This is a genomic window from Caballeronia sp. M23-90 (assembly GCF_053574605.1).
Genome location: NZ_JBSIPA010000039.1, coordinates 1 through 26218 on the forward strand (window position 1 = coordinate 1; position 26218 = coordinate 26218).

The following is a 26218-nucleotide window of genomic DNA, read 5'->3' on the forward strand; positions in this document are numbered from 1 at the left end:
GGTGATCATCCCAGTGCTATCCATGATCAACTCCCAGCGAAAGCGGAGCTTCAGCATGGACCGAATCGAGCCCTCAGTGCGACATTTCTATTTGGCTCAAGTACGACATTACTACTTGGGGCCTACATGCGAAAAGTGGATAATTTATATTATGTAAAATATGCTAGGTATCCTTGATTCACAGCGATGGAGTTGGGACAATTATGTCAGCTGGGGTGTCTGGCGTTGTGCGCGTTATGGCCATCGCATTTGCCTAAAACCCGCGCACTTACGATCTTGGTGCGCCAACGCGATTTATTTTCGAGCAGAATTGTCGCAAACAACACACGTGTGCAACGCTCTCCTTCGGAGCTGCCTCATCGTCCGCAATGAATTGGCACGTTACCGCACCACGCACTGCCTCCAACCGGGTCAACGATCATCGAGTTTTTGGGCCAGCGCGCTTTATTGCCATGTCGAACGGCGTGGACTGCTTGCGTTCTCCGGTCAGATGATAAATGGCATTGGCCTTCATCGATGATCGACTCGCCCGCGAACACATCGGGAATGTAGCTGACCGCCCGATACCAACCCGTCGGAACGCCCGTTCATGACGGACCCAGCCAATGTCCAGATGCGGCGCACGGTACATGAACTCGCCCGCGTTGATGGCCTCGGTGGTGCTGTAGTCCATACGATCCGCGCGATCGAAATAACCCGGCTCCCATTGCTCCGGCGAAGCCGGCGAAACCGGTTTGCCGGTCTTTACTGCGAGGTACGTGACTTCGAACAACCAGTATTTGGACTTTGCGCGTGCGCCTCAGAAGCGATGGCAAACGGCACGATCAAGCATGTCTACGTCTCTCTCATTTTGGACTCCTTTATATTATGGATGTCTTTAACTTAAATCCCAATGACGCAAAGAATCTCGTCTCCCTCCTACAAAGAGCAACGGAGCGACGGCGTCGCTCCGTTGCGTACTGCTTCATGCAGCAATGACTTTCGTCATCGGCTTTTCACCGGAAGGGAGATTAAAGAGGGAAAGCCGAGTCGAAAGGTTTGCCACCAACCCCGACAAAGCCGAGAGCGTCTTCACGGCACCAAACACGTAATAATCCGGGCGCACGAGGATCGCCTTCACGCCATGTTCATCGAAGAATTGCCGGTATTTGCCGCTCACGTCGAATAGCACGCGCCCCGGCACGGTCTTGTCCGCGTCTGCGGTGATGCCAACGGTCTGCGCGCCGATCCGGGCGAGCGCTGCCTGCGAGACGGCGTCCAGATGCTGTTCAGGGTCCGCATCGAGCGCAATGATGTGAAAACCATTGGGCAGTGCGTCGTCGTAGCGCATCTGTTGCCCGTCGTTGGCGACCTGTCCATGCACGCTTAGTTGCCCCGCTGCACCGCAAGTTGAATAGCGTTCCTCACCGCAGATGAGACCATCGGTCAAGCCGGGGAATGGCGGCAAGGGCGGCACCTGACCCGACAGATAGGCGTCGTCGCGCAGCTTCGCCTCGTCGGGATCGGAAATGCAGACGACCCGGCCCATTGCGATGGAAGCGTCGATGACGGCGCGCACCTGCGGGCGACGCTCCGGTGTGTAGCTTTCGAGAAGCTCCGGCGATGAGATACCCTTAAGTATCAGATCAAACCGCCACGCGAGGTTCCACGCGTCCCGAATACCCGAGCACATGCCCTGCCCCATGAAGGGCGGCATCTGATGCGCGGCGTCGCCTGCGAGCACGATGCGGCCGCTGTGCCAGTTCTCGGCAATCAGCGAACGGAACTTGTAGACGGCGAAGCGCACCAGCGTTGCTTCCTGTGGAGTGACCCACGAAGAGAGCAGTTCCCATACTTTCTCTGGTTTCTGCAGGTCCTCAACCGACTCGCGCGGCAGGCGCATGAATTCCCACCGTCGGTAGCCGGGGCCGCCCGGCACCATCGTGGTCGGACGCGCCGGATTGCACCACTGGCCGATATCCGGCACGTCAAGCTTGACGCCTTCGTTAGGCTTAAGGTCAATGACAAGCCAGTCTTCCTGAAAACCCAGGTCTTCGAAAGCAATGTTCTCGGACTTGCGCACAAAGCTGTTGGCACCATCGGCACCGACCACATAGCGGGCGCGCACGGTCTGCGTCTCACCGGTCGGCACCCACGCGTTGCCGTCCATCTTTCCTTTGCGCATCGTTACTTCGCAGTGCTCGGGCAGCTGGCGTAAGCTGATCGCTTCCCAGCCCTGCTGGACGGAGACGCCGGCCAATGATTTGGCCTTTTCGTCCAGAAGCGCCTCAAGCGAAGGCTGATTGAACAGATAGCCAACCGGACCGTCACTAATGGATTCAGCCGACCAATCGATCTCGACCAGCGTCTTCCCGTCAGCGTTAAACCACTGGTAAGTGGACGAGGGTTGCGAAATGCGTGCGACCTGCGCTCCGATACCCATAGCGTTAAAGATTCGCCGGATTTCGTGGTCGTGGAACACGGCGCGAGGCAGCGGATATAACGCCGGCCACCGGTCGAAAGCGGCAACCTTGTAGCCGCGTTCGCCCAGCAGGATGGACAAGGTCTGTCCGACGGGTCCGTATCCGACGATGACGACATCGAGAATGTTTTGGTCAGCCATTTGAGTCCACCTGCTAAAAAAAGGATGAGTCGTACCCCTGGCGCCAGACGATCCGGCTGCCATCAAGAAGATCCGTTGGAAAGACCTGCTTTAACCTTCGGGAACGACACCGGCCACATCCGCCGGCGCTTCAGTGTTGTGGATGAAATTGTCCGGAACAGCTGGACCCCAAAGATAAAGGGAATCCTCCGGAGGAAAGTCGCCCGCCGGCCATTCACGCCCCGCCGAGACAAAGTCGATATCGGCCGAATACTCGCAGAACGAGCCCCACGGGTCCTGAACATAGTGGAAGTAGTTCGAGCCCAGCACGTGCCGGCCGGTGCCCCACCCTTTGTCGTAACCTGCCGCAGCCATCTGCGAAGCACCTTCGCCTACCAGGTTGACGTTATCAACGTCCCAGGCTGAGTGATGCCATCCGCGCGCCGTACTTTTTGCAAAGGCGACCAGATGATGGTCGCTCCCGTGCGGCGCGTGCGTGAACGCGATAATGTCGCGCGATTTATCCGACAGTCGCAATCCGAGCGCCCGGCTATAAAAGTCGAGCGCACCCAGCACATCGGGCGTGAACAGGAGCACATGCGAAAGGCGTCTGGGCCGCACGAGCGCGCTGGACGATCGGGTGTGCGAGCCGCGCTCATCCGCGGCGCTTCCGGCAACGACACAGGGGGTCTTGCTCGAAGGGCTTGTCTTGGGACCAGTCTTGACCTGAATCAGGTTTCCGTCCGGGTCATGGAACCAGAAAGCTTCACCGTCGGGCGCGGGGTCGCGCTCAACGACAACGGCGCCGGCCGCCTTCACCTGACTCAGGATGGCCTCGAAATCTCTTTCGAAGCAACTGAAGCTCAGATAGGCGAGTGACTTTCTGTCCGACGGCAGGATGCGAGCCCAACGGTGGCCATCAACCGCCCGAAGCTCTAGCTGTCGTGCTTCTCCGGCACCCGAAGAAACGTCGAATCCGAAGGCGCGAAAAAATCGGTCTGCGTCCGCTATCGAGGGAACGTTGAGCGCGAAGTGGTCGATCGAATGCACACTTGCGCCGTCGGGAACGGCTACCGCATCAGCCATGACTGTCTCCATTGGTGTGTTCTGTTGCGCCGACTCGGCGGCCGGCTTGGGTTCGCGGCGCGGCCCGCCGCGTCGCCTGCTGGGATGCTTGTTGGGTCGCTTAACCAGCGGTCTCGTCGGCGATCACGTTTCTCAGCGTTCCGATTTTTTCGACACTGACTTCGCACACGTCGCCAGCTCTCATGAAGACCTTGGGGTTGCGCGCCCAGCCGATACCCGAAGGCGTCCCAGACACGATGACATCACCCGCTTCCAGCGTGATCGCCTCGCTGATGACGCTGATGAGGGTGGCGACGTCAAAAACCATTGAATCCGTATTGGCAGACTGCACAACTTCGCCGTTTAGCCGCGTCTCAAGTAGGAGGCCCTTGGCGCCCGCAGGCAATTCGTCGGCCGTTACCAGATCGGGGCCAAAGGCGCCGGTGCCGTCAAAGTTCTTGCCCACCGTCCACTGCGGCGTCTTGAACTGATATTCACGGACCGAGCCGTCATTGAACAGCGCATAACCGGCGACGTGCGCCAGCGCGCTTTCCTTGGTGATATGACGACCGCCCTTGCCCAGTACAACGGCAATTTCGCCTTCGAAGTCGAGCCCTTCCGAGTCCGTGACGCGCGGACGGATCATTGGCTCCTCATGCGCGATCAGACTCGTGTGCACGCGGAAAAACAGCGTCGGGTAGTCCGGCTGCGCATAATTGCTCTCCGACGTGTGGTCGGCAAAGTTCAAACCGACGCAGATGATCTTTGGCGGACGGCGCAACGGCGGCAGGAACTTCAAGCCCTGCGCCGCGATCTTTTCTCCACTGGTCCTCTCTTGAGCGTAATCGTTCAAGTGGACGCCGCGCGCGAGCAATGATTCCAGAGTTTCGTCACCCAGAATCCGCACCTGCGCACCCTCACGCACGCCCAGGGTTGCCTTGCCGTCCCGTTCAAAACTCACAAATCGCACTACTGCCTCCTGTTAATGCCCGGGTGACGGGCCGGCGAACACATTTATTTCGTATTGACATATTTGTCACTTCTAATTCTAATTGATTTGACAAAATGGTCAACTAGAATACGTATAGGAGATACCCGCATGCCACATTGTTTAAAATCTCATACGAAATAAGGGGAAATGCCGTGCCGAAATTACCGACCGTCGAAAACTATCAAACACGCGTCGGGGCATTGCGCCGGGAGAAGACTCGCAACCGCCTCATCGAAAGCGCCTTAGGCGTATTTGCTGAGAAAGGGCCCGACGCGCCGCTCATCGATGACTTCATCGCCGCGGCGGGCGTTGCACGCGGCACGTTCTATAACTACTTTCGTACCACTGCCGAATTGCTGTCCGCAGTGGTGGGAGAAAGCAGCGATGAAGTACTGGGCGTCATCGACCCGGTGGTAAGGGAAGTGCAAGATCCGGCGCGGCGCGTGGTGATGGGTTCGCGGCTCTACATGCAGGTGGCTGTGCGCTATCCGCTATGGGGCGCGTTCATTACCAGGATCGGCACAAGACGTGGGTCGCGCGGTCGCCTGCTCGATGAGTACCTGACGAGGGACCTCACGGCAGCGATCGACCTCGGGAGATTCCGGGTGGCCGATGTAGCCGTGGCACGCGACATCGCGCTGGGCTCGATCATGTACGGTATCGAAACGCTTCTTTCAGGCGAAGCCCCGGTCAACTATGCGCAGCAGTCCATGTACGCCCTGCTTCAGGCGTTCGGCATCAACGCTGACGAAGCGAGGGAACTCGCCTATGAGCGCGTCGTCGAATGTCCCGAACCGCGCGGCGTGATCTTTGAGCGGGGAAGCACTGCTCCTGTCGCGAACGAAGTCAACATTAATGAACAATCGCTTCCCGTCTCCAGCTAAAAGGCGACGCGAGGACGCGGCAAGATCCGACATTATTGAGACGGTACGGAACTACCGGTCACAGTGGCTTGATGTCCTACGCTATTCGCCGGGGCAACGAGGACAACAGCTCACGTACAACCCCTTCTCGACTGGCTCGTGAGGCTTTCCCCTCTGCAATGTCGCGCAGATCCCGCCTGGCAACATGCATGCGCGGTGGCATCGGAACAACCTTGTCGCGCTGGTCGCGCTGCGAAGTGGAATTGGTCCATCCGAAGCGTCGTATTGCAACGATTTCCGGTCATCAAGTGCCACCGCGAGGGTTGCCGTGGCTACGTCTAACAAAGGCGGATCATCGGGGACATCGGGTCGGATGGACGGATCGACCTTTCCGTAGTTTTTGTCTCCAATGATGTACTCATGCACGTCGCCACCGTCCCACCCGATGGTCATAAGCAAGAAGACGTAAAGCCTGGAAAGCTCAACTGATCCGCGAACGAGAATCTGCCGCCAAAGCGCTGGTCTGAGGCCCAGTAGTTCAACCCGCAACTGATAGACGAACTCTGGAGACCTGACCATTCGCAACGTGGGTTTGCGACTACTTGATTTGCGTGCTTGAGCCATTGTGATGGTCCGTTAGGCCGCAGCTGAGTGGCCTGTTCAACGGGCATCAGGCGCCACGTCGGTTTTGTCGCAATAAGGATGGATGGGCGATTTAAGGCGACTCACGGACATCGTCGAACAAAGACTTGATGCGGGCGTGCGGCTTGGAGAGCAGGTTGCAAAGGCCATGGTCGCCGTTCGCATCGGCCCGGAAGTACGCATGGCCGTTGTTGGTACTCCCGGTTATTTTCGTCACGCATCCAAAGCCGAGATGAGCTTGATCTTCAGAAACTTGAGTTTGAGGCGTTGAACCGGCGCTGACTGGTCGGCCTTCGTATCATCCTGTGGTGATGCTTAAGATCTACATTTTTCGGTTATCTGAACTGTATTCAATACAGTCGCCGCCTTGAACGCGAGGCCCAGCGCAACGTTAAATTGATGTGGCTCACGGGCCGCCTGGCAAAGGATTTCAAGACTATTGCGCGATTTCGCAAAGACAACGGCAAAGCGATCCGCAACGCTTGTCGTCAGTTCGTCATGCTATGAAAACGCTTGGACCTTTTCGCCGAAGCGCTCGCTGCGATAGACGGCAGCAAGTTTAAGGCAGTGAACCATCACGATCGCAACTTCACGAGCGCAAAACCAGAACGGCGAATGAAGGATATCGAGGCAAGCATCAGCCGTTATCTGGTGAAAATGGACACCGCCGATCGCAAGGAACCTACTATCGCGAAGGTGAAGACTGAACGGTTGCAAGACAAGATCGCGGCTCTCAAAGAGCAGATGCAAATCCTTGAGAAAGTCGAAGTTCAACTCGACGCGACGCCAGACCAGCAAGTGTCGCTTACCGACCCGGACGCGCGCTCAATGAAGACGCGAGGAACCGGCGTCGTCGGCTACAACGTCCAGGTAGCAATCGATGCAAAGGACCATTTGATCGTCGCGCACGAGATCACCAATAGCGGCATTGATCGGGATCAACTCCTGTCGATGGCGACGCTCGCGCGTAACGAGACGGGCGTCGAGAAGCTCACGGCAGCTGCGGACAGAGGTTATGACAAAAGCGAGGAGGTACTCGCGTGTCACCAAGCTGGCGTTACCGTGTACGTTCCCAAGACGGTGACGTCGAGCGCGACGGCTCACGGTCGCTTCAGCAAAGGCGATTTCATTTACGATGCCGAGGCGAACGAGTATCGCTGCCCAGCGGGACAGCGTCTCACATGGCGCTACGTGACGATCGAGCGCGAGCTAAAGTTGCATCGTTACTGGAGTTCGAACGGCCAGCAGTGTTCGTTAAAGGACAAGTGCACGCCGAGCATACAACGCCGGGTGACGCGCTGGGAACACGAAGAGGTTCTCGATGCATGCAAATCCGTCTTGACCACAGTCCCGACATGATGCGTATCCGACGACAAACCGTCGAGCGTCCCTTCGGCACAATCAAGGTTTAGATGGGAGCCACGCATTTCTTAACGCGAACGATCAAGCGGATAAGCACTGAAATGAGCTGCACGTGCTTGCGTACAACATGAAGCCGCGAGAACAGGTGTCGTCAGAGTCTGCGCCGTTACGCCTTTTGACACGGTCTGGCCGGCTGCCGCCCGACGGCCCACAGCGCTCCGTCGCCTCCCTCGGAAGCGCCCTCGTCCACGTCAGCAACTGCAAGGCGGGGATATCGGATGTTCACCCGAAAAAGAGTAACAAAACAAGAACTGGAGCGTACTGAGTGCGCACAGGCGGCATCATGAATGCATCCATTCATGGAGCACAAACTCATGAGCGCGCCTACGTTATCGCCGAACCCCACATCATCCATCAAGGGACGCAGGTTGCACTGGTCAGCGTACCCTCAACCTGAACGGTATAGATCTCGCGCCTAATTCTTCAGTGTTCTGGTTGGGCTGGCGAGGAGTGCTTGGTATTGCGTCCGGCTCGCGGACCACACGCAACCGCAGATGACACTGGAAGTGCGCTTTACGATTGCGTCGAGATCGTGTTGGGATGGTCGGATCGGATACCGTATCGGGCGAAATGTCACTGATCCCGTCGAAGACCACTGCTTTCAATGCGCACTCCTTGGTGAGGACATGGCTCAGTTTCAGTAAACTGCGGACCCGAAGCAATGGCGCCGCTAGCAAGACACCTTCGCAACTCGACAATCGCACCCGAGATGCTTTGCCGCATTCGAGTCACGCAAAGCAACGACTTGCTGGCGTTAAAAGGTCGGGCAGTTCGTATCAGTGGAGCGGTATCGAAAATGGTTGACGAACGTCACTCCGGCTTACGCCTCGGAGAACACTCGGCATGGGCGTCTATAACGCCACGCGTGGTTTTGGTGGCATAACGGCTCGTGGACTGCGTATGGATAAGCGCATGTGGGCGACAAGATCATACGCGCCCATGATTTAATGCTCAACTGAGGCAGGACTTGGCGGTTTGGACGAAGAGCACTACCGAATTTTTATGACAGACTTTCGCAACTTCAGCCAATTCATATCAACACGGTGGTGCGCTTCATCAAAGCGGCGGCTGACTCACCGAAATCAGGCCCTTCGCCCGAAATTTATCCAGAAACTGGAATCGTTCGGCTCCTCCGGTCCAGGCTGTATCACATTCCCGATTCGCATAGTCTGACTGCCAGCGCCGGTGTATTGCGGCCATTGTGGCAGCCCTGCCCCGTTCGGGTTTCCCGACCGAGCAAAATTCGTCCAGTACGATTGCATGGTGTCGGACACGGCCAAATCCTGCGCGCTTGCCGTCACGTTTCCATTGGGCGTCAGGTTGCCGAACACATATGGCACCTCCGTCGCATGCGTGGCGACCGGGTTATACGCCGATGTCTGCTCGAAATGATAAACAAAGACCGCTGAATGTCCCGTCTTCTGTTGCTGCGTAACCCAACCCCAAGTCTGGTATTTGATCACCTGGTCCCCGATCAATGCCTGTGCTGATTGCGTCGCTTGCCCGATTGAACTGGCAGGGTACGCCTGCTCGAACGCGGTCACGTTCGATGGACCGAACTCAGTTGCGGCGGCACTCGTGTAGGACTGAATCGTCGTATGCGGAAGCGCACGGTTGAAGAACGCGAGACCTTCATCGGAGTTCCATCCTGCCAACAGCGGCACATCGTTTTGACGACCATTGAGAAAACGGACATAGGGATTTTCCGGCAGAACATAGCCGTCCACGATCGGTGAGAAGTTGGTTAAGCCAGGATCGGTGGCGAAAGTCCAATTGGTTGCCGTCTCGAGTGTCAAAGCCGGGACGGCTCTCAACTGATCAAGTGTGGGCGCGTTCATCTGGGTGCCGAGGGCGGTTCCCATCGCCTGCGCATCGGCATACGGCTTCATTTCGCCATGTTCGCTTTCCCAGAACGCGCCGCTTTCGCCAATCGCTTTCTGAAACAGTCCGGTCGCCAAGGGCGACGCCATCAGCAAGCCGATTGCATGAGAGCCGGCCGATTCACCGAATACAGTCACGTTGGCAGGATCGCCGCCAAACGACGCAATATTATCCTTGACCCACTTGAGCGCCGCGATCTGATCCTCAATGCCATACATCCCCGACTTGTGACCATTCGACTCCGCATCAAGATCCGGTCTTGAAAGATGTCCGAATACGCCCAAGCGATAATTGATCGTCACCATCACGACGTTTTTCTTTGCGAGCGACGTACCATCCAGACTGTCGTCCGACCCGGTGCCGAACTGAAATCCGCCACCGTGAAGCCACACCATGACAGGCAGTTTTGCGCCTCGTGTTTTCGCGCCACTCCAGATATTCAGAAACAGGCAGTCTTCGCTCACGCCATCAGTGCTAATCGGGCCACCGAATGCCGCGGCCGCCCAACACTTTGCACCAAAGGTGGTGGCGTCGCGCGCGCCAGTCCACTTCTGTGCCGGTTGAGGCTCTTTCCATCGCAGGTTTCCCACGGGAGCGGCGGCATAGGGAATCCCCTTGAAACTGACGATGCCCGAAGCGTCTGCCGCATTGCCCACGAGACTGCCCGACGCGGTGGTTACATGGTTATCGAGCGGCGCGGCGGATTGGTCCGGCGTGGATCCGTTGCCGCCGCATGCGGACAGAATGACCACTGCAATTGGCAGGGCCATGCTCCGGGGACTAACATTTCCTTTTTGCATAAACATTGTTTCGTCTCCTTGATCAGAACGTGTGCTTGATGCCGGCCATGACACCGAGTTGCCCGATGCCCGCAGCGGGTGTTGTCCCGGGTCCACCCTGGCTCAGCGTGTAGCGCGCCTTGTTACTGTTGAAGAGGTAGCCGCTTTGCAAATAGACGCTGGTTCGTTTGGACAACAAATAGGTGCCGCGCAATGCCGTGAGCGTGGCGCGCGTGTCCTGTTGCTTGTCAAGAGTGCGGTAGACGCCGCCGTCCAGAGCAACGGACGGCGTGACAAGATACGTTCCGGTCAGATAGTAAATATTCGTGCGAACATCAGGCACCGCGAGCGCTTGCGTATCGACGAAGCGTCCCAGCCAGCCGCCTCCTAACTTCAACTGTCCCACCTTGAAGTAGCCGTTCAGTTGCATCCGGGTGTCCTTGTCGCTGCTTTGCGTCAAGGCAACCGGCACCACACCGTTGAAAAAATTCGCCGCAGCGCCGGGTCCACCTCGCTGTTCGTCGTAGGAAGCCGCAAGGCCGAAAGCGCTGCTGTCGTAGCGCAGCAGCGCAGACCACTGCCGACACGCCTGCGAGTTCCCGGGAATGGGTCCCGCGCATGTGCCTTGTCCGGGCGAATTGCCAGTACCAGCCGAATCGCGTCCAAACGAATACGTCGCGCCTACCGTGAGGCCACCGAAGGTACCCTTGTAGGCGATCGTGTTATCGCTTCGCGAGTTCGGGATGTACGCGTCGATTGAACCGACACCTCCATAGATATCAGGGCCCAAGGCATCGGCGTCGCTGATGGCCCAAAACGACATCGTGTATTGACGGCCAAAGGTCAGCGCGCCGTACGAATTCGCAAGACCAACCCACGCCTGGCGTCCAAAGAGTCGGCCACCCTGGTTTACATCGCCGGCGCGCGTATTGAAACCGTTCTCCAAGGTGAAGATTGCGGCAAAGCCGCCACCAAGATCTTCCCTGCCGCGAATCCCCCAGCGTGAGGGCACAGAACCGGTTATGCCCGGCATTCGGATCACTTTGTCTCCTGCCGCATCCGCATGCGTCACCAGTTCGATACCCGTGTCGAGAATTCCGTAAAGCGTGACGCTGCTCTGTGCGAAGGCGGGGCCGCTGAATGCAAGCATGGCAAACGCTGCAATCGTATTGATTTTCATGTCTCCAAACCCTTTGTCGAGTTCTAATTTCTTATGAACTGCAGTTCCCGCGACACGTTGATCCGTCAGGCCTCCGTGTTGTGTATGAAGTAATCGGGTACGTCGGGTCCCCATTGATAAAGCGAGTCTTCAGGAGCGAAATTGCCGGCCGGCCATTCGAATCCAGCGGAAACGAAATCAATGTCGGCGGAATACTCGGAAAACGAACCCCACGGGTCACGCACGTAGTGAAAATAATTTGAACCCAGCACGTGCCGCCCCGTCCCCCATCCAGCCTTGAAGCCCGCCTTGGCCATTTGCGTCGCACCGTTGCCGACCTCATCGACGCTCGCGACGTCCCATGCCACGTGGTGCCATCCTTTGGCCGTGCTTTTTGCGAAAGCAACGAGATGGTGGTCGCTGCCGTGAGGCGCATGCGTGAACGCGATGATGTCGCCGGAGCGGTCCGACAGCCGCAAGCCAAGGGCCTTCTCGTAGAACGCCACAGCACGCAGCACATCGGGTGTGAACAGCAACACGTGCGACATACGTCGCGGATGTACGGTCGCAACCTCGGAGCGCATTCGCGAACCACGATGATCCGCACTTGCGCTAAACGGCGCGAGCGGCAATTTGGCCTCGGGCGTGGTCTTCGGGCCGGCTCGCACCTGAAGCAGGTTGCCGTCTGGATCGGCGAACCAGATCCCTTCGGAGCGGGTCGCATCGTTTGACGACATGATTGTGGATCCCGCCGCGCTCACTTGCCGCGCGATCCTGGCCAGGTCGCCTTCGAAGCAATTGAAACTCAACCAGGCAAGCGACTTGCTGTCGGCCGGCAGGATGCGAGCCCAGCGATGACCGTCTGCGGCGCGAACATCGAGCGCGCCGCTTGTGCGCTTGACGTCGAGACCGAATGCCGTAAAAAAATGCTCGGCCTCGGACAGCGACGGCACATTGAGCGCGAAGTGATCGATCGAATGCACGCCGGCGGGCGGCGAATCAGTACTGGCGGACATGGTGTCTCCCGAACGGCGAATGGTGGATCAGGCGGCCTCGTCGACGATTTCGTTTCGCAACGTGCCGATGCCTTCGACCGATACCTCGCACACATCGCCATGACGCATCAGCAGCTTTGGATTGCGCGCCCAGCCCACGCCGGACGGGGTGCCTGAGACGATCACGTCGCCGGCTTCGAGTGTGACCGCTTCGCTCAACAGAACGATCAGGGTTTCGACGTCGAACACCATGTCGTCCGTACTGGCCGATTGCACGACCTCGCCGTTCAGCCGCGTTTCAAGACGCAGGCCTTTCACGCCTGCGGGAAGCTCGTCAGCCGTTACGAAGTCCGGACCGAATGCGCCGGTGCCGTCGAAGTTCTTGCCCATCGTCCATTGCGGCGTCTTGAACTGGTACTCGCGCACCGAAGCATCGTTGAACAACGCGTAACCCGCGACGTGCGACAGCGCGTCTTCGCGGTGGATATGGCGGCCACCCTTGCCCAGCACAACGGCGATCTCGCCTTCGTAATCGAGGCTGTCCGAAACACGCGGGCGAATGATCGGCGCGTTGTGCGCAACGAGGCTCGTATTGAGCCGCAGGAACATGGTGGGGTAATCAGGCTGTTCGAAATTGCTTTCTTTCGAGTGGTCCTTGAAGTTGAGACCCACGCACAAAATCTTGGTTGGCCGGCGTAAAGGCGGCAAAAACGTCAGACCCTCTTGCGCTTCCACTCGGCCGCCTTCCTGAGTGGCCGCCCAGGTGTTCAGGTCGGCCCCCTGCGCGAGCAAGTCTTCCAGGGTGAAATCGCCAAGCGTGCGGATCGCGCTGCCTTCGCGAACACCGAGCAGCGCCCTGCCGTCTTTCTCAAAACTTACGTACCTCATGCCCTTCTCCTGAATGAACGCGGCGCTCGCGCCGCAGTGAAGTCAAATCTGTGATGTGTCGCGCCCGTGATAGACCCAGCCGTTCGCGAGCATCGCGACACCTGCGATCACGACAGGCGCCGCGAACACGACGAATGCAATATCGACGGTATGGAATGCAACCAGCAGCACACCGCCCGTCATCGATCCGATGATCGAACCAATGCGGCCGACGCCAAGCGCCCAGCTCACGCCGGTGGCGCGCGCAGCCGTCGTATAGAACCCGGCGACAAGCACGTTCGCGCCGGTTTGCGCGCCTGAGAGGCCAAGACCTGCCATGAAGACGGTGACGTACACCCATGTGGGTTGGTTGATCGAAACCCCGATCAACGCAATAGAGACCGCGGCGACGGCGTAGGAGCCGGCGAGCACGTAGAACGGATTCATCCTGTCCATCAAGCGCGCATTTATCAGCGAGCCAATCGTTCCGCCGAGCGGCAACATGGCGCCGACGCGTGCAGCGTGCGAGGCTTCGATACCGGCGCCGGTGATCACCGTGGGCAGCCAGCTGCTGACTTGGTAGTAGACCCACAAGGTGCAGAAGAACGCGAGCCAAAGCAGCAGCGTCCCAGTTCGATAACGCTGACTGAAAAGGGTGCCGACCGCATTTTCACGGACCGCGTTGGCATTGGCTTCCTTGGGGATCACCTCTTCGATCGGCGTGTCCGCGTCGCCGGTCAGACGCCGAAGCACCTGACGGCTTTCGCGCTGATAGCGTGGTTTTCCGGCCATGAATCGCAACGATTCCGGCATCCAGAGCCAGACTATCGGTGTTAACAAAAGCGGGAATACACCGCCGAAGACAAAGACGCCCTGCCAGCCGAAGGCCGGAATCAATAGCGCAGCGACCGCGCCGCCAAACGCCAGCCCGAGCGTAAAGCCGCAAAACATCAGCGTGACCATCAAGGCACGGCTGCGCGCAGGGCTGAACTCCGACGACAAAGTGATCGCATTCGGCATCGCACCGCCGAGTCCCGCACCGGTTGCGAAACGCAGCAGGATGAGCCACGTTGGCGAAGACGCATAAGCACATGCGAGGCTGCCGATCCCGAACAACACAAGCGAAACCGCGATGACGCGCTTGCGGCCAATGCGATCCGCGAGCGGCCCAAACAGGAAGCTGCCGACTGTGAGACCGAACAGGCCCGCGCCGAAAATCGGACCGAGCTGCGCCGGGCTGAGCGACCATGCTTTCTTGAGCAACGGCGCGACGTAACCCACGGACGCAACGTCGAAGCCGTCGGCGGCAACGACTAGAAAGCAGAGAACCAGGGTGAGAATTTGTAGCGGCGAAGTCTTCCCGTCGTCCACGACGCTGCGGGGCGTGATTGCGTGCGCATGCATTTACTGTCTCCGATGGATGGGTTCGCTTGAATGCGAAACTATTTCCGTTTTTGGTTTTCAGAGGTCCTTCAAGACCTCCCTGTCGTTCAACTCATGGCGTCATGGCCGTTTCAGAAGACGGCGCGGCGCCGTTATCACATGCATGTCCAATGGCACGCCTCACTGCTGCTTCGAACTCGCTACCCAGCGCATTGCCGCGCCAAGCCACGTGCTGGTCAGGCCGGATCAATACGAAATCGGCCTTGTAGAGCTCAGCTACCGCCGCTTCGCTGATACACATGACCGCCAGTTGCGGTAGCGTCGATGCAGCGCGGTGCAATGCTTCATCGTGCGCTGCGTCGATGCCTGCCGGTGCCGTACACAGCAATGTGAAGCCCATGCCGAGCCGGTCGTAAAACGAATGGCCGCCGGCGAGCCACACATGCGGCGCGCGATGGCCGGCGCGTGCGCACGGCACGTAGAGGTTGGCTGTATCGGGTGGGCTCGCACCGGCTTCGGCTTCAATCAGCGGCGACATCTCGTAACGCGTGCCGAGATGCACTCCCGGAATGACGAATTCGGCGGTGGTATGAAACTTCAGATAGTCACCGACAGCTTCGCGCGCGGCATCGCCGCGGGGCCCGTCTTCGTATGCCGCCGCAGGCACCTGCAGATGGCCGATGCTATCCGCGAAACCACGTGCAAATGCGGTATTTCTCAGCGCCGCTGGACGGCGTTCTGCCTCGTAGCTCGCGCCGAGTGCGGCTCCCGCGAAGCCCTTGACCATCGCTTCGAGTTTCCACGCAAGATTGGCTGCGTCCTCGATGCCGGTGTTGTAGCCAAGGCCGCCTGTCGGCGTGAAAAGATGCGCGGCGTCGCCGGCAAGAAACACTCGCGCTACCGCGAACTTCTCGGCGACCAAGGTGAAGCCCGCAGTCCACGTCGAACCGCTTTTCAGTTCGAACGGAATATCCGCGCCGATTGCTTCGCTGATACGGCGCCGGACGCTGTCGTCGTCGGGCAGTTCGTCCTCGCGCATCTGCACGTTCATGATGAAGTGACCTTTGCCGTCGACTGCAATGATCAGCGCGCGTTGCCTCGCGCTAAAGGTCCAGTATTGCCATGCGGGCGCATGCGGGCTGACTGTGTAGATGTCAGGTGCGTAGAAATACACGGCGTCCATCTGGCCGCCCATGAATTCGCGCCTTTCACCGGATACGCCCTCATACCGCACGCCAAGCGATTTGCGCACGAAGCTTCGTGGGCCATCGCAACCGATCAGATAGCGTGCCTTGAGCTTGCGCGTTTCGGCGTCGCGTTCGGGCGTCGCGGCCAACTCGACGGTGGCCGTTACCGAATCGCCGTCTTGCGCGAATTCGGTCACGCGCGCGCTGAAATGCACACGGCACGCGGCGTTCTTGCGCGCGGCTTCGAGCAGAACCGGCTCAACGTAGAGTTGCGAGCAACGGTGTGGGGGTTCAGGCGTAGCCCAGGTGAAGGAATGCGCTTTTGCCCATTCGATTGCATCTTGGGATGCCGGTTGATGAAGGCGTGCAAGCTCATGACCGGCGATTGAAGTGAAGTACGCAACGTCCGGTGCATAGTCGCGCGGCAAACCCAACGCACGAACCGCCTCCGATATACCGATGCGTCGAAAGTGCTCCATCGTGCGCGCGCTATTCGCGTTGGCGGCCGGATGAGTGCTCGTGCCCGCTTTGGCGTCGAACACTTCCGTGCTGATGCCTCGCTGACCCAATTCAGCTGCGAGAAACAATCCAACCGGGCCACCGCCCACGATGATGACGTCGCAATCCACCACTTCTGTCTCCTGATTCTCTTTTTATCGACCGTGGGAGCAAAGTTAATCGTTGGGCGGGTATAAATCTATACAATGAGTTTCATATCCATAATGAATCTGGTGCATACATGGACTCGCCCGACCTTAATTTTCTGTACGTCATTCAGGCGCTCGGCGAGGAACGGAGCGTCTCCCGGGCAGCCGACCGCCTCGGCTTGACGCAACCCGCGGTAAGTCACGCACTGGGGAAACTCCGTACACTGTTTCAGGACGATCTGTTCGTGCGTGCCGGCCCTGTGATGGCGCCCACGCCCGTGGGCGAACGTCTGATTGACGGCGTAGCGCACGTGCTAGGCGTGGTCCAGCAGGAGATATGGAGCGCGAAGGCATTCGACGCGGCCACCACCACGCGAACGTTTTCCGTTTGTCTGAGCGACATGGGCGTGATCGTGTTGTTGCCTCGGCTTCTCGCGGCGTTGCGTGAACGCGCGCCGCTTGCATCGCTCAAGCCGATCCAGTTGCCGTCGCTCGAATTGGCGAGCGCGCTGCAGGATGGCGCGTTGGATCTGGCCATCGGATATCTGGGCAAGATGGGCGATAACCTGCATCAGCAGCCGCTCTTCCGCCGCTCGCTGGTCGGCATCATCAGAGGCGGACCCACGCGCAGGAAGATCCGCATGACACTCGCACAGTTCATCGAGAAACAGCATGTGGTGGCCGGCACCCTCGCGCTCACCAATCAGCTACTCGAAAAAGAAATGCGGCGGCGGGGTGCGCGGCTGAAGGTCGGTTTGGATGTACCGTATCTTCTCGCCGTGCCGAGCCTCGTCGCGACATCCGATTTCATCGCGGCGGTTCCCGATGAACTCGCCGACCTGTTTGCGCGCTTGGCGGATGTTGATGTGTTTCCACTGCCTGTCGACTTACCCGATCTGACCGTCCAGCAGTTTTGGCACGCTCGCCATCACAACGACGCGGGGCATCGATGGTTTCGCGGGCTTGTCGCCACCACGTTGCGTCAACATGGCGGCGGAAACACCCTACACGGAAAGGACTAGAGGGCCGCATGTGCAGTCGGCGTAGAGTTCCGCGCGAAACACGTGCGCCGGCATTTCATTTATGCCTCGCATCAGGCCCTATCTACGCCAGAAGCAGCGAAAATAAAACCGCCCATGTCATCTTGATGTCCTTATCGAAGCATCCAGATACTAATGGGAAATGCTTTCAAGCGACGCGCCTCTGGTCCGCGGACCCATCGTTCCAATGACAATCATCACGATCACCATCGCGCCCGCAATGAAGCAGAACACGCCAGATACACCAAAATCTCTCAGGATGAAAGCGATCACAAAAGAACTGAAAACAGCAGACAAACGGCTCCAGGAATAGACGAAGCCCACAGCTCGCGCGCGAATCGCGGTCGGATAGAGTTCCTGCTGATAGGTGTGGTACGTGAACGAGATGATGTTGCCCGCAAGTGTCAGGCAAACACCTAATGCGACCACCATCGCGGCGCTGCTCACTTGGCTGAAGATCAGCCCACAGGCAACGTTGGCGGCCGCCATCACGACGATCACATGCTTGCGCTCGAAGCGGTCGGCAATCCAGTAGCCAAGAAGCGGGCCAATAGGCGCCGCGAGTCCGATGACAGTTGTGTACAGGAGGCTTGACGTCACCGTGATGCCTTGCTTGACGAGCAAGGTTGGCACCCAGTTTGCGAAACCGAAAAACCCGACCGTCTGGAATACGTGGAAGATAATCAGCATCACCGTGCGTTCGCGATAAGGCGGCTTCCACATATCGCTGAAACCGGCATTGCTAATTACCGGCTCGGCAGGTCCAGGCACCGGCAGCGGCTCGCCGTACTCTTTCTGAACCTTTGCTTCGAGCTGACTGAGCACTGCGTCCGCTTCTTCCAGCCGTCCTTTACTGGCTAGCCACCGAGGGCTCTCGGGCAGATTGCGTCGGAACCACCAAATCATCAGTGCGCTGCTACCACCGAGCAGCACCACCCAGCGCCAGCCGGCAATGCCGAACGGCGTGCGCGGCACCAACAGATAGGACAGGAAGGCCACCACCGGCACGGCGGAAAAGCCCACCGCCTGACAAATTGCGAATGCACGGCCGCGTAGATGCTTGGGTGCGAGCTCGGACATGTAGGTGCCGATCGTAATCAATTCAACGCCAATGCCGAGCCCTGAAATAAAGCGCCAGGTATTGAGGCCTAAAGCCGACGTTTGAAGCAGCATCACCGTATTTGCCACGACGTACCACAGCAGCGCATAGGTGAAGATCGCGCGCCGGCCGAAGCGGTCGGCGAGAAAGCCGCAGGCGATGGTGCCAACAAACAGTCCGGAGAACAGCGCGGCGATAAAACTGGCGACGCCGGAAGTGCCAAAAAGTCCTGCCGTCGTCGACGTGAGGATGCCGCTTCTGACGAGACCTGGCGCGATATAGCCGCTGAAAAGCAGATCATAGATCTCGAAGAAGAAGCCAAGGCTCAGCAAAACGATGAGTTTCCAGACTGCGCGCGTCGCGGGCAATCGGTCCAGACGGGCCGAGATGGTGCCGCCATCGCCGATGCGGTCGACGTGGCTCGGACTGGCCGCGTCTGCCGCCGGCTGGAGGTTCTGCAAAACGGGTTGTGCGCTGGCCATGCTTGTCTCCTGCTTTTATAACCGTTTGACCGGAAAAGGTGTTTAACCGGATCAGGCCAACGGAACTCAGGGCTGTCCGATCGAACACGCGATCGGTTCGCCCATTTGCCGCGTACCGACGAGTCGGGTGCCCGGTCGATAGATGTCCGCCGTGCGCAATCCCTGCCGCGAAACCTGTTGCACCGACGCTTCAATACGATTCGCAAGATCGTGGCGCCCACCGGCGTGGCGCAACATCAATGTTGCCGCGCGGATGCATGCGATCGGATTGGCCCGATCCTGCCCTGCGATATTCAGTGCACTGCCATGCCCGGCTTCGTACAGGCTCGGCCTCGTTGAGCCGAACATCGCAGACGCCGCCAACCCGACCGACCCGGTCAGCGCCGACGCCGCATCGGACAGCAGGTCGCCAAACAGATTGCCAGTGACGATGGTGTCGAACGCCATCGGCTGGACGATCGTCTGCACGCTGGCGTTGTCAGCGTACTGATGGGTCACCGCAATATCCGGATAGTCCTTGCCGAGTTCTGTCACCACCTGCCGCCAGAGCCTTGAAGTTTCCAACACGTTTGCCTTGTCGACCCTGTACAAACATTTGCTGCGTGCGCGTGCCGCGTCAAAGGCAATCTGCGCGACGCGCCGCACCTCCGACTCGCAATAACGCATCGTGTCGAAACCTTCCCGCTCACCGCCTCCCGGCGCGTCCGCAATCACACGCCGACCGCGCGGCGTGCCCATGTAGACGTCGCCGGACAACTCCCGCACGATTAGCAGGTCCAGTCCCCTCACCCGCTCGGGCGTCAGCGGCGAAAGCGATGCAAGTTCCGGCTCGATCTTCACCTGCCTAAGGCTGGCGTACAGCCCGAGCTGTTTGCGCAATCCAGGAATTGCCTGCTCCGGACGAAGCGCGCGATCAAGATGGTCACAGCGTGCATCATCCACGGCGCCAAACAGCACGGCATCGGATTGCATTGCGATATTTACGGTCGACTCCGGCAGCGGATTTGCGCACTGCTCGAATGCAGACGCACCGGCGAGTGCGGCTTCGATCGAAAATTCGAAGCCGAACGGCCTCAACGCGCGGAGCACCTGCAGCGATTGTGCAATGACTTCTGGACCTATGCCGTTACCGGCGATGACCGCGATCTTCATGCGTGACGCTGCCGGAGTTCGTCGAACGAGACGATCTCGCCAGCAATCGCGCTCGCTGCAACGGTCGGCGGACTTGCCAACCAGACCTGCCCGGGTCCCGAGCGGCCAGGAAAATTGCGGTTGATTGCGCTTACAGTGACTTGAGACGCGTCGGTGGAAGAGCCGGGGCCGCAATTCGCACAGGCGCCGCAAGAGGGCTGCAACATCTCGGCCCCGACGCGTTCGAACGTCTCAATGTAGCCGCGCGACACACAGTAATCGCGAACGTCGGTGGTGCCGAACTGAAGGTACAACTTCACGTGTTTGGGCACGCGCAACCCACGTTGGGCCGCCCACGCAAGCACTGCGTGATAGTGATCGAAGTCATCTCGCTTGCCCGCCGTGCACGAACCGCCATAAGCGACGTCGATCGCCGGCCGCTCCTGCAACTCGTCGATCGCGACGCCATTACCCGGATCACCGGGCAAAGCCACCATCGGCTTGATGACGGTGCAGTCAAGCACGATCGTGTCCGCGTACACGGCTTCGGGATCGCTTTGCATCCACGGTTCGATCGTGAAATCGACGCCGCGTCGCTCTTTCAGGAAGCGCACCGTCTCCCCGTCCGGCGCCACGATGCCGGTGAAACCGCCAAGCTCGGCTGTCATGTTAGTGAGCGTCGCCCGTTCGTCGGTCTTGAGCCGGGCGACCACCGGGCCCGTGAATTCAAATACTTTGCCTACGCCCAGTCCCGCCCGAATCTTTGGGTTAGCGAGCAGATGCAGTACCAGATCCTTCGCGGTGACGCCGGCACTCGCGGACCCGCGCATGTCGATGCGCAGCGACTGCGGCACCGTCAGGCGCACAGCACCCGTCACGAACGCGTTGGCCATGTCCGTCGTCCCTACGCCGAACGCAAGGCAGCCGAGCGCCCCGCTATGCGGCGTATGCGAATCAGTGCCGACGACGACTTGCCCCGGCAGCGCATACAGCTCGGCCATCATTGCGTGAGAAATACCTTCGGAACCCTCAGCGGGTTTGCCGTCGATACTGTCGAGATAGCCATGATTGCGCACACCGTAGTCATCGACGAAGGCACGGTGTGCATCCGACAATTCGCGAACGTTAGGCAGCAGGCCGTTCTTGATGTGCAGTTCGCTGCGATGGGAGTAGGACAGATGATCCTCAAAGGCGAGGATGCCGGCGGGATCGAACAATTGAAGCGGCCTCCCGAAGGTGGCGTGCAGCATGTGCGTTGCCATGCCAGTGTAGTACTCATGGATGAAGCGCCATTCCGCACGTACGAAAGCGCCATTGCCTGGCTCAATTGTCGCGCTGGTTTGCTCCGTGCGGATCGCGTGACGGGCGAGAATTTTTTCGGCGAGCGTGCGTGGCACGGCATCCGCCCGCGCGCCAAGACTTGTGACCGCGACATGACGCATGTTCGTCGCGCCGTAGCGCAGCAGCCCGCCACTACGCAAGATCGCGGCTGCCAGCGCGTCGCGCGATGCAACCAGTTCGTCGATGTCGATCGGCTCGCCGCGCTGGATGCGCTCGACCAGACTAAAATCGGTCGATGTGAATAGTCCCAGATTGTCGGCGTTCTGTCGGTAGATGCGCTCGAAACTTTTGGCGATAACTAGCTGAATCCCAGCGTTGAGCTCCGCGACTGGGCTGTGTTCGCGGGACGAACCCTTTCCATACCGGTTGCCCGCAACCGTGACACAAAAGCCGTTTGATTTGATGTCGTCCACGCCAATCGGACACTTCGTGCCCACACGCAGGCCAACGTAAGGATAACGGCCAAGACGTTCATCATATTGCGTTAGCACGCTCATCGGCGTGATCTCGTCGGTCGATACGTCGTCGCGTAGCTCGTGCGCCGTCGATAGCGTCAGGTTTTCGCCCGCCAACTGCCGTTCGATGAGACGTGGTTCCGCGCTCAGGAAAAGGACTCGGCCCGCTAGAGTGAAAATTGCCATGTTTGTCTCCCATCTGGCAATCTAGCCCGGCGAAGGCGTTGCAACGAAGTGCTGTTTCGGCAAACGGGGCATCGCCGATTACGATGTCCGTGCTAACCCTCATCCCGCGTTTGTGACAGATGCTCGATCAGCGCCTGAACGGCTTTCAGGCGCGGCGATTTACGTAGCGCATAAACGCACAATTCCCGCTGTCCCCAGCGTTCGTCGAGCGGACGTCTCACGAAGTTGCGCGTGCCTGCAAACGCCGATGCCGCGCTCGTCGGTACGATGCCTATCCCCAATCCGGCCTCAACCATCCGGCATTGCGCGTCGAAACTATTGACTGTGACACTGATCCTAAGCGAACCACGCGCCGCGTCGGCACGCTCTTTGAGGAGTTGATCGAGTGATCCCCCCGCTTGAAGTGCAACCAGCGGAAATCTAACGACATCGGAGAAAGAAAGCCTATCCGCGTTAGCGAGTTCGTGCGCGGGAGGAAGCACCACCATTAACGGATCGTCGGCGAAATGCCTTGATTCAAGGCCAGACGGTACAGACGCTGGCGCAACGCACACGCCAACGTCGGCACGATCTTCCAGACACGCGCGCAGCACGTCGTCACTGATGCGTTCGTTCAACGCGATATCGACATGGGGATATTCCGACTGGAAGCTCATAAGTCGCTCGGGCAGAAATCCTACGACGGCGGACGCATTGGCAAACAGGCGTACGACGCCGGATACCTGTCCGCTGAGAGATTGCACGTCACGACCGAGAGATTGAAGGTCATCGTGCAGCCTGGTCGCACGGATGAAAGCGTGCCGCCCTGCTTCCGTCAACTCGACGCCGGCCGGAGAACGCACCAGAAGCGGCATGCCAATGGCGAGCTCGAGATCGGCAATACGACGGCTGAGCGCCGATGTTGCAATGTGCATCCGCTTTGCCGCCCGTGCGATGGAACCCTCTCTGGCAGTTGCGAGAAAAAGCTCCAGGCTATACGGATCGATTCTCATGGGTGGACGTCGGAACGATTCAAGTTGGGTCGGTCGATCTTACAACGCCTGTTAGGAGACGACGCCAATTCGTTCGCGATACAGAAGCTCATCTGTTGTTCAATCGTTCGAGTAGGGTCTTCTATTTCGCTTCGTTGGTATTAAGCATAAACCTGAGACAACCTTTGGAAACATCAATGCGGATGTGCTCGCGGACAAAGACGCCGCGTTCAAGCGCATCAATTTTTGCGACATCATTCGAGCCTCTGGCTGGGACGGCTAGCGGATCAGGGCTGCGTCGAGGCAAGAACAGAAAGGTCGAGTCGCGGCACGCTGCGACGAACACTAAGCATCCATCTATCCACAAAGCACGAAGCAGGTAAAAGGAAAGCATAATGTCAACGCTGACAGAAAAAGTTGCGGTTGTAACAGGCGCATCGAAGGGTATCGGCGCATCAATTGCCAAGCATCTGGCAGAGGCAGGCGCGTCAGTTGTCGTCAGCTACGCCACTGACAAACAGGGGCAGGCAAAGTTGTCGCCGAAATCGTCAAGGCGGACGGAAAAGCCATCGCGGTACAAGCCAGTGTGAGCGTCGAAAGCGAGGTCGTCGTCATGCTCGCGGCGACGCAAAAAGCGTTCGGGAAAGTGGATATTTTGGTGAACAACGCCGGCGCGTATGCGTTCTCGGCGATTGAAGCTGTGACACTTGAAGACTTCAACCGACAGTTCACCACCAATGTTTTTGAATTGCTGTTGGTCACCAAGACTGGGCTGCCTTTTTTCGCCCCGACGGGCGGCAGCATCATCAACATCAGCTCAGTGGTCAGCACCATGGCCCCGCCAACGGGAAGTATTTACGCCGGCACCAAAGCCGCCATTGATACGATCACGAAAACGCTCGCGAAGGAACTCGGACCCAAAAATATCCGTGTAAACGCTGTCAATCCTGGACTAGTCCTCACCGAAGGCCTTCACACCGCTGGGATTTCTGGCGGGGACATGGAGGCGCAAATGGTGGCGATGACTCCACTGGGTCGTGCTGGGCAACCGGCGGATATCGCGAAACCTGTCGTGTTCCTCGCGTCAGACGACGCCGGCTGGATAACCGGAGAAACCCTTTATGTTTCCGGTGGGGCTGGGGTGTAAATCGATGAACCCCCATGCCCTTGCCCCGGCACCAACGCAATTCGTTACCGCTGGAGACGTCCGCTTTGCCTACCGACGTTTCGGGAAGAAGGAGGAACGCGCCAGCATATTTCATTACGGCCCTACAGGACAAGGCTCGTCAAATAGCTGACGCGCAAGGAGCATCTTTCAGCGTTCCGAGAATTCTTCCGTTGAGGCAGCGGGAGACGCAATCGTCGATATCGTCCGGTCTAAGCGGTGAAGGCCTGCCAGGGCACAGCATCTACGCTGCTTCCACGGCATTATTTCGACGTCATCGTAACCGACTGCGATCAGCAAGTTTCACCCCTATGAAGTGCATTTCAACTATGCGTTTTAGCTATCTAGTCTGAGACCCCCTGCTCTGGCAAAGTTTCTACAATGCCGGATAAGGGACTAACGTGAAACTCCAGGACCAGCTTGACGAGGTAAGAACACACTTTGAACTAGACCCTACAAACGCCGCTTCATCGGACGCATTGTATGGCGTAGTCGCGAGACTCATCAGAGATAGGGCCGCATACCGTGCGCTCCAGGCCGGCGTCATCGCGCCTAATATTTCTCTTCTGGACAGCGCGGGAACAAAACTTTCGCTTAGAGGCTTGCTGTCCAAGGGGCCAGTCGTCTTGGTGTTTTATCGCGGTGCCTGGTGTCCGTATTGCAGTCTTGAGTTGAGCGCCTTTGAGCAAGCCCGTCCAAAGATTGAAGAGTTGGGCGCGACCCTCGTGGCCGTCTCCCAGCAGAGAGCTACCTTTAGCGAACAATCACGGCAGGACAACAATCTTCGCTTCCCAATATTGGTCGACAAACTGGGCCGCGTCGCCGCTGCGTATGGCGTTCGTTGGTTATTGACGGTCGAGTTGCAGGGGGTGCATCAGCTACTCGGTGCAGACCTCTCCATCTTCAATGGCGATTCTGAATGGACGCTGTCCATGCCCGCGAAATTCGTAATCGGGCAGGACGGGTACATCGCCTGGTCAGACGTCAATCCGGATTACACCGCTCGCGCCGAACCAGCCGAGCTGTTCCCGATTCTCAGGCAGTTAGCGCGAAGCAGAGAGAGGTAGGGCCAAGGCGACTTCGACGATCGGCGTCGACCGTCGTCGGGGCTTGTATGTTTCACCACCAGGTTCACGAGTAAAACCAGGACGACAAATGATTACCATGACGGAATTAACCATCGAGCCTCTCAAGCGTGGATTGCAGCAAATGTCGGGCTACCTCGATCATGCCCAGAAGCACATCATCGACTACGGGATTGCTCCTGACTCACTTCTTGCAGCACGGCTTGCCCCCGGCATGATGACCTTCAGCGCCCAAGTTCAGCGCGCGAGTGACAATGCTAAAAATGGCGTTGCGAGGTTGACCGGCACCGTTGCGCCTGTCTTCCCCGATACGGAAGCAAACATCGAGCAACTGAAGACTAGGCTTGGAAACACAGCGAAGCATTTGGAAACGCTCACCGGTGAGGACTTTGCCGGAGCCGAACGGCGCCTTATTCAACTGCGATTTCTAAGCATCAACGGCGACATGACCGGTTTTGAGTATTTGACCCGTTTCCTGTTGCCCAACTTTTATTTCCATATCGCGACTGCCCACGCGATTTTGCGACATCAAGGTGTCGCAATTGGCAAGAAAGAGTATCTCGGTCCGTTGCATTAACGCTGACCAACCCGAAAGCCACACTCCGCCTTTCGTATGCGACAAAGACAATGCCGCGCACATCGTGTAAGCACCTCGCGCCGTGGTGTCGAAAAGTATCTACTGCTCGTGGCTTTGAAGAAAACTTATCAAATGTTCAACGAACGTCTTCGCCGCAAGCTTTGCAGCGCGCCCGGCAGGAAAAACCGCATGAATCTCGGTTGTGCCCATATTCCAATCTTCAA

18 protein-coding genes and 4 pseudogenes are annotated in these 26218 nt (G+C 58.4%); 7 read left to right on the top strand and 15 right to left on the bottom strand.

All coding sequences use genetic code 11. From position 1 onward, the window contains the following. Positions 1-509: 509 nt before the first annotated feature. From ACRXB1_RS06590 to ACRXB1_RS06605, 4 genes and pseudogenes are all read right to left on the bottom strand, one after another. A pseudogene (locus ACRXB1_RS06590) lies at positions 510-799 on the bottom strand (aldehyde oxidase); the annotation flags it as partial. Positions 800-964: 165 nt separating this feature from the next. Next, positions 965-2602 (bottom strand): bifunctional 3-(3-hydroxy-phenyl)propionate/3-hydroxycinnamic acid hydroxylase, encoded by a 1638-nt coding sequence (mhpA, locus tag ACRXB1_RS06595; protein WP_174364246.1) that lies wholly within the window; start codon positions 2600-2602, stop codon positions 965-967. 90 nt (positions 2603-2692) lie between these two features. Continuing rightward, positions 2693-3667 carry a VOC family protein gene (locus ACRXB1_RS06600; protein ID WP_449491514.1) on the bottom strand — a complete coding sequence of 325 codons (975 nt, stop codon included), beginning with the start codon at positions 3665-3667 and terminating at the stop codon, positions 2693-2695. Between the two features lie 100 nt (positions 3668-3767). Beyond that, on the bottom strand, positions 3768-4616 hold the full coding sequence (locus ACRXB1_RS06605; RefSeq protein WP_449491515.1) for a fumarylacetoacetate hydrolase family protein: 849 nt from the start codon (positions 4614-4616) through the stop codon (positions 3768-3770). Positions 4617-4789: 173 nt separating this feature from the next. Here ACRXB1_RS06605 and ACRXB1_RS06610 point away from each other — a divergent pair, with 173 nt between their 5' ends. Continuing rightward, on the top strand, positions 4790-5521 hold the full coding sequence (locus ACRXB1_RS06610) for a TetR/AcrR family transcriptional regulator (RefSeq protein WP_375508295.1): 732 nt from the start codon (positions 4790-4792) through the stop codon (positions 5519-5521). Positions 5522-5602: 81 nt separating this feature from the next. On the opposite strand, the gene ACRXB1_RS06615 is transcribed toward ACRXB1_RS06610, so the two are convergent. Further along, the gene (locus ACRXB1_RS06615) at positions 5603-6124 is read right to left on the bottom strand and encodes an IS1096 element passenger TnpR family protein (protein ID WP_449491516.1); all 522 of its coding nucleotides are present in this window, start codon (positions 6122-6124) and stop codon (positions 5603-5605) included. Between the two features lie 249 nt (positions 6125-6373). Here ACRXB1_RS06615 and ACRXB1_RS06620 point away from each other — a divergent pair. Continuing rightward, positions 6374-7637, top strand: a pseudogene (locus ACRXB1_RS06620) (IS1182 family transposase); the annotation flags it as partial. Between the two features lie 1009 nt (positions 7638-8646). Here ACRXB1_RS06620 and ACRXB1_RS06625 read toward each other — a convergent pair. The 6 genes from ACRXB1_RS06625 to ACRXB1_RS06650 all read right to left on the bottom strand — a co-directional run bounded on the left by ACRXB1_RS06625 (position 8647) and on the right by ACRXB1_RS06650 (position 16447). Then, positions 8647-10251, bottom strand: coding sequence for a carboxylesterase/lipase family protein (locus tag ACRXB1_RS06625; RefSeq protein WP_449491517.1), 1605 nt, complete (start codon positions 10249-10251; stop codon positions 8647-8649). 16 nt (positions 10252-10267) lie between these two features. Next, on the bottom strand, positions 10268-11404 hold the full coding sequence (locus ACRXB1_RS06630; protein WP_449491518.1) for a porin: 1137 nt from the start codon (positions 11402-11404) through the stop codon (positions 10268-10270). A 65-nt stretch (positions 11405-11469) separates the two neighbouring features. Then, positions 11470-12399, bottom strand: a complete 930-nt coding sequence (locus ACRXB1_RS06635; protein WP_062170910.1) for a VOC family protein — start codon at positions 12397-12399, stop codon at positions 11470-11472. 27 nt (positions 12400-12426) lie between these two features. Further along, positions 12427-13266 carry a fumarylacetoacetate hydrolase family protein gene (locus ACRXB1_RS06640; protein ID WP_449491519.1) on the bottom strand — a complete coding sequence of 280 codons (840 nt, stop codon included), beginning with the start codon at positions 13264-13266 and terminating at the stop codon, positions 12427-12429. Positions 13267-13308: 42 nt separating this feature from the next. After that, positions 13309-14649 (bottom strand): MFS transporter, encoded by a 1341-nt coding sequence (locus tag ACRXB1_RS06645; protein WP_449491520.1) that lies wholly within the window; start codon positions 14647-14649, stop codon positions 13309-13311. A gap of 91 nt (positions 14650-14740) precedes the next feature. Beyond that, a complete protein-coding gene (locus ACRXB1_RS06650; RefSeq protein WP_449491521.1) occupies positions 14741-16447 on the bottom strand; it encodes an FAD-dependent monooxygenase in 1707 nt (568 codons plus the stop codon). A gap of 107 nt (positions 16448-16554) precedes the next feature. On the opposite strand from ACRXB1_RS06650, the gene ACRXB1_RS06655 reads away from it, so the two are divergent. Next, a complete protein-coding gene (locus tag ACRXB1_RS06655; RefSeq protein ID WP_174363652.1) occupies positions 16555-17484 on the top strand; it encodes a LysR family transcriptional regulator in 930 nt (309 codons plus the stop codon). A gap of 150 nt (positions 17485-17634) precedes the next feature. Here the strand turns inward: ACRXB1_RS06655 and ACRXB1_RS06660 are convergent, their stop codons facing one another. The 4 genes from ACRXB1_RS06660 to ACRXB1_RS06675 all read right to left on the bottom strand — a co-directional run bounded on the left by ACRXB1_RS06660 (position 17635) and on the right by ACRXB1_RS06675 (position 23188). Further along, positions 17635-19083 (bottom strand): MFS transporter, encoded by a 1449-nt coding sequence (locus ACRXB1_RS06660; protein WP_449491522.1) that lies wholly within the window; start codon positions 19081-19083, stop codon positions 17635-17637. Between the two features lie 66 nt (positions 19084-19149). Then, positions 19150-20235 (bottom strand): 3-isopropylmalate dehydrogenase, encoded by a 1086-nt coding sequence (leuB, locus tag ACRXB1_RS06665; protein WP_449491523.1) that lies wholly within the window; start codon positions 20233-20235, stop codon positions 19150-19152. Further along, on the bottom strand, positions 20232-22196 hold the full coding sequence (locus ACRXB1_RS06670; RefSeq protein WP_449491524.1) for an aconitase family protein: 1965 nt from the start codon (positions 22194-22196) through the stop codon (positions 20232-20234). Before ACRXB1_RS06670 ends, leuB begins: the two co-directional genes overlap by 4 nt. Before the next feature lie 92 nt (positions 22197-22288). Further along, positions 22289-23188 (bottom strand): LysR family transcriptional regulator, encoded by a 900-nt coding sequence (locus tag ACRXB1_RS06675; protein ID WP_449491525.1) that lies wholly within the window; start codon positions 23186-23188, stop codon positions 22289-22291. Between the two features lie 136 nt (positions 23189-23324). Here ACRXB1_RS06675 and ACRXB1_RS06680 point away from each other — a divergent pair. From ACRXB1_RS06680 to ACRXB1_RS06695, 4 genes and pseudogenes are all read left to right on the top strand, one after another. Further along, positions 23325-23450: pseudogene (locus ACRXB1_RS06680) on the top strand (phosphohydrolase); the annotation flags it as partial. 112 nt (positions 23451-23562) lie between these two features. Beyond that, positions 23563-24314, top strand: a pseudogene (locus ACRXB1_RS06685) (SDR family NAD(P)-dependent oxidoreductase). Positions 24315-24733: 419 nt separating this feature from the next. Continuing rightward, on the top strand, positions 24734-25399 hold the full coding sequence (locus ACRXB1_RS06690; protein ID WP_449491526.1) for a peroxiredoxin-like family protein: 666 nt from the start codon (positions 24734-24736) through the stop codon (positions 25397-25399). An 88-nt stretch (positions 25400-25487) separates the two neighbouring features. Then, positions 25488-25994 carry a DUF1993 domain-containing protein gene (locus ACRXB1_RS06695; protein WP_449491527.1) on the top strand — a complete coding sequence of 169 codons (507 nt, stop codon included), beginning with the start codon at positions 25488-25490 and terminating at the stop codon, positions 25992-25994. Positions 25995-26218: the final 224 nt, after the last annotated feature.